The sequence below is a fragment of the Gordonia sp. (in: high G+C Gram-positive bacteria) genome (genome assembly GCF_012515855.1).
GTDB lineage: Bacteria > Actinomycetota > Actinomycetes > Mycobacteriales > Mycobacteriaceae > Gordonia.
The window spans coordinates 1-4,517 of sequence record NZ_JAAYXO010000213.1 but is presented as its reverse complement, the minus strand read 5'-3'; the positions used below and the strand labels follow the sequence as shown (position 1 = coordinate 4,517).

Genomic DNA, 4,517 nt, shown 5'->3' with positions numbered 1-4,517 from the left:
CCTCGCACCGTGATCAGGTGGCGGGGCTGTGACGGGTCGGGTTCCACCTTGGAGCGCAGGCGCTTCACGTGGACGTCGAGGGTCTTGGTGTCGCCGACGTAGTCGGCGCCCCAGACTCGGTCGATCAGCTGGCTGCGGGTCAGCACGCGACCGGCGTTGCGGAGCAGGTACTCCAGCAGGTCGAACTCCTTGAGCGGCAGCGTGACCTCGGCCCCGGCAACGGTCACCGTGTGCCGCTGGACGTCCATCCGGACCGGGCCCACCTCGACGACGCCGACCGCGGCCTCCTCGTCGTCCTCGACTGCGCCGCCGCGCCGTAGGACCGCGCGGATGCGCGCGATCAGCTCGCGCGCCGAGTACGGCTTGGTGACGTAGTCGTCGGCGCCGAGCTCGAGCCCGACGACCTTGTCGATCTCGCCGTCGCGGGCGGTCACCATGATCACCGGGACGGCCGACTTGGCACGGATCAGCTTGCAGATCTCGGTGCCCGACATTCCCGGCAGCATCAGGTCGAGCAGGACGATGTCTGGATTGAGCCGCTCGAAGGTCGAGACCGCTTGTGCGCCGTCGTTGACGATGCTCGCTTCAAAACCCTCTTTGCGGAGCAGGAAGGCGAGCGGATCAGCCAGCGATTCCTCGTCTTCGACAATCAGTACGTGCGTCAACTCGTCAGTTCCTCTGTGTTCGTCGACCCGGTGTCGCTCGTCGATGTCGGGTCGATGGGTATGTACAGGCTGAAGGTCGAACCGGTTCCCGGCCGACTCCACAGTCCGATGTGACCGCCATGACTGGCCGCCACGTGCTTGACGATCGCCAGCCCCAGTCCGGTGCCGCCGGTCGCCCGAGACCGCGCCTTGTCGACGCGAAAGAATCGTTCGAACACCCGCTGCTGGTCCGCGGGGGCGATGCCGATGCCGCGGTCGGTGACTGCGATCGAGACCATCTCTTCGTCGTCCATGGTGACGTGCTTGCGGCTCACCGAGACGACGTCACCCGACTGCGAGTGGTTGATGGCGTTGATGAGCAGGTTCGACAGCGCGGTGAGAAGCAGCGTGCGGTCGCCCTGCACCTGTGTGTGGCTGGGCGCGTCCACCACGAGGGAGATCTGCGCGACCTCCGCGGTGACGCTCGCTGCGGCGATCGCATCGTCGACCAGGGTGTCGACGTCGAGCGCGGTGAAGTCGGGGATCCGCCCCTCCTGCAGGCGCGACAAGCCGATCAGCTCGTTGACCAGCGTCCCCATCCGAGTCGCTTCCTTGAGGACGCGGCGCCCGAAGTGGTCGACGGCTTCCGGATCGTCCTTCGATTCGAGCATGGCCTCGGCCATCAGACTGATGGCCCCGAGCGGGGTCTTCAACTCGTGCGAGACGTTGGCCGCGAAGTCGCGACGAGTGGCCTCGACGCGCTGGTTGGTGGAGTCGTCGTCACCGAACACCAGCGCGTACCGCACGCCTTCGAAGACCGCGAGGCGGGCGATGCAGCGAACGTTCTCGACAGTCCGCGGGGCGGTGCGCCCGGTCGAGAGGAAGCCGAGTGAGGAGTGCGGCGGCACGAAGTCGAAGTAGCGGCCCACGCCGGTGATGAAGACCTCGGTGACCGCTTCGGCGATGCCGTCGGCGAGGGTGTCCCGGAACATCCCCAGGTCGGTCGCGCGCTTGTTGTAGAGCACCACGTTGTGGAACTCGTCGACGGCGATGATGCCGGTCTCGGTATGCGCGACGATCAGTCCGAGCAGGTCCGGCCGCGAACGGTGCTCGTCGACGATCACCAGGTCTTCGAGCGGGGTGTCGGGAGCCACGGAATCGTCGGATCGCAACGGGTCGTCGGATCGAGAACTCATCGGCCTCGGTTCTTCGCCCTGCACAACCCCTGCTTCGCCTCAAGGACATCGGAAACTCACGGTGCCGGTGACGGCACACCCGAAGCTTACGTCGCGTCCACCTGAGTTCGCAGCTTCGGAGGGCAGAGTTCCACCCTCGTTAACGCCGAGTTGGTCTGGGTTGCAGACAGTTGAACGCGCGGCTGCCGCGCCGTGTCGATGCAGTGAGCGGTCGTTGAAACGAGCTGTCAGACGGCGACGATGTCGCTGTACTCCGGATGCTTCTCGACGTACTTCTGCACATAGGAGCAGACCGGAACGACCACCTGCCCATTCGAACGGACGTCTTCGAGCACGTGCTTGACGAGCTGCGCCGCCAAACCACGCCCGCCGAAGCGTTCGTAGACCACGGTGTGGGTGAGGGCCAGCCGATCGCCGTCCTGCGTGTAGTCGACGTAACCGACCTCCACGGCTTCGTTGTCACCGTCCTTCAGCACAGCGCGGTAGCGCTCCTGATCGAACAGATGCGTTACCTCGAGAATCCCGTCAGCCATGTCCTCCAATGTAGCGCAGCCCACAAACGCGCGCACCCGGCCTCGACGATGCGAGGCCGGGTGCGCGAGTGGCGCTTCCGCGGGGCGGTTCAGGCTACTTGTTTCCCTGTGCCGCAACGGCTGCCGCGCCTGCGGCCGCCGCCTCGGGGTCCAGGTAGACACCGCCCTTGGTGATCGGCCGAAGGTTCTCGTCGAGGTCGTAACGCAGCGGGTTGCCGGTCGGGATGTTGAGGCCTGCGATGTCCTCGTCGGAGATGCCGTCGAGGTGCTTGACGAGTGCGCGCAGCGAGTTCCCGTGCGCGGCCACCAAGACCGTCTTGCCCGCGCGGAGATCAGCCTCGATCGTCTCGGTGTAGTACGGGATGAATCGCTTCACGACGTCGAGCAGGCACTCGGTCAGCGGCACCTCGATGTCGGCGTAGCGGGGGTCGCCCACCTGGCTGTACTCGGCGTCGGCCTCGATGGCCGGCGGCGGAGTGTCATAGCTGCGGCGCCACAGCATGAACTGCTCGTCGCCGTACTTGGCCTTGGTCTCGGCCTTGTTCAGCCCCTGCAGCGCGCCGTAGTGACGCTCGTTGAGGCGCCAGTCGCGGACCACGGGGATCCAGTGCCGATCCGCTGCGTCGAGCGCGATCTGGGCGGTGATGATCGCGCGACGCAGCAGCGAGGTGTACAGCACGTCGGGCAGGAGGTCGTGCTCGACGAGGAGTTCGCCCGCGCGGACGGCCTCGGCCCGTCCCTTGTCAGTGAGTGCGACGTCGACCCAACCGGTGAACTGGTTGGACGCGTTCCATTCGCTCTCGCCGTGGCGCATCAGAATCAGGGTGCCGTTGCTCATACCTGCCAGTTTCGCATATCGCCCCCGACCGGCCGCGACCTACTGACGGTCGCTGCTCGGCTCGTCACCCACCGACCACACCGGTTGCGCGTCCGGGTCGTCGAGCGGGGCGATCTCCGGGAGATCGTCCTCGTCGATCAGGTGCTCGAAGGCCGCGAGGTTGCGCATCGATTCGCCGCGCGCCTTTCGCCACGCCCACTCGCGCTTGATGGAGGTGAGGAAACCGATCTCGAGGATCTGATTGAAGTCGCCGTCGGCAGCTTCCAGCACCTGCCCCAGGACGCGGTCCACCTCGGCGACGGTGAGGGCGTCGACGGAGATCCGCCCGACCAGGTAGATGTCGCCGATGTTGTCGAGCGTGTAGGCGATGCCGTACAAACGCCGATTGCGCTTCAGCAGCCACTTGTAGACGGCCTCGAAGTTCTCGTCGGGGCGTCGGCACACGAAGGCCTCCACGCGCACGCCGTGGCCGCCCGCGGTCAGCAGCACCGTCGTCTTGAGCTTGCGCTCGCCCGGCAGCTCGAGCACGAAGTGCTCGGACTTGGCGCCGCCCGACGACTTTCGGGCGTAGTCCATGCCGGCTTCGTCGAGTGCGGCCGTCAGTGCGTCGATCGTCCGTGCAGGGTTCACACCATCATCCTTGATCTGTTTCGCCAATGCGTGCGCCCGAATCTGGCGGCGTCAGCGTGCTCACCGCGGCCGAACCCGACCATCGCATGCGAGTAGCTGGCAAGCAACGCATCCGTGGTGTGCTCCCACGAGAACTGTCGGGCGTGCAGGGCCGCCGCCTGGCCCATCGCCGCCAGGCGCGTCCGATCCGCGAGCAGCTCCGACAACCGGCGGGTCCACTGGTCGATGTCGTGGCCGTCCACCAGCACACCGGTGCGGCCGTCGTCGACGGCCACTCCCAGCCCACCGACGCGTGCGGCGATCACCGGGATGCCGCAGGCCTGCGCCTCGATTGCCACCAGCCCGAAGCTCTCGGAGTAACTGGGGACCGCGACCACGTCGGACGCCCGATACACCTGCGCCAGTCGTTCCGGCGGCTGCGGCGGGAGGAAGTCGACGCGATCGGCGATCCCGAGCTGCTCCGCGAGATCGATCAGCGCCGACGGCTGCGCAAGCCCACTGCCCGAAGGTCCCCCGACGACCATGACGCGCAGCCGCCCCGTCGCGTCCGCCGTGATGAGCGGAGCCATGGCGGCGACGAGGACGTCCGGAGCCTTGAGCGGCTGGATCCGGCCGACGAAGGTGACGAACACATCGTCCGGTCGCAGTCCCAGTTCGGCCCGGGCCGCCAGGCGGT

Annotated in this window: 6 protein-coding genes; all 6 read right to left on the bottom strand. The window is 66.9% G+C overall.

Translation table 11 applies throughout. The annotated features are described in order from the left end of the window. The coding region (locus tag GX543_RS15750; RefSeq protein WP_290853283.1) for a response regulator transcription factor at positions 1–665 on the bottom strand (665 nt) is incomplete at its 3' end. Beyond that, positions 662–1,840: an ATP-binding protein gene (locus GX543_RS15745; RefSeq protein WP_290853281.1), complete on the bottom strand. Its 1,179-nt coding sequence runs from the start codon at positions 1,838–1,840 to the stop codon at positions 662–664. The genes GX543_RS15745 and GX543_RS15750, both read right to left, overlap by 4 nt. Before the next feature lie 227 nt (positions 1,841–2,067). Continuing rightward, entirely contained in the window at positions 2,068–2,373 is a 306-nt protein-coding gene (locus GX543_RS15740) for a GNAT family N-acetyltransferase (protein WP_290853279.1), read from the bottom strand. A gap of 94 nt (positions 2,374–2,467) precedes the next feature. Then, positions 2,468–3,211 (bottom strand): phosphoglyceromutase, encoded by a 744-nt coding sequence (locus GX543_RS15735; RefSeq protein ID WP_290853277.1) that lies wholly within the window; start codon positions 3,209–3,211, stop codon positions 2,468–2,470. A 39-nt stretch (positions 3,212–3,250) separates the two neighbouring features. Continuing rightward, a complete protein-coding gene (locus GX543_RS15730; protein ID WP_290853276.1) occupies positions 3,251–3,841 on the bottom strand; it encodes a YbjN domain-containing protein in 591 nt (196 codons plus the stop codon). After that, a partial coding sequence (locus GX543_RS15725) for a glycosyltransferase (RefSeq protein WP_290853274.1) occupies positions 3,838–4,517 on the bottom strand: 680 nt, incomplete at its 5' end. The genes GX543_RS15730 and GX543_RS15725, both read right to left, overlap by 4 nt.

Coding starts and splice junctions, on each gene's coding strand:
- GX543_RS15745 (WP_290853281.1), bottom strand. CDS start 1,840: ATGAGTTCTCGATCCGACGACCCGTTGCGATCCGACGATTCCGTGGCT.
- GX543_RS15740 (WP_290853279.1), bottom strand. CDS start 2,373: ATGGCTGACGGGATTCTCGAGGTAACGCATCTGTTCGATCAGGAGCGC.
- GX543_RS15735 (WP_290853277.1), bottom strand. CDS start 3,211: ATGAGCAACGGCACCCTGATTCTGATGCGCCACGGCGAGAGCGAATGG.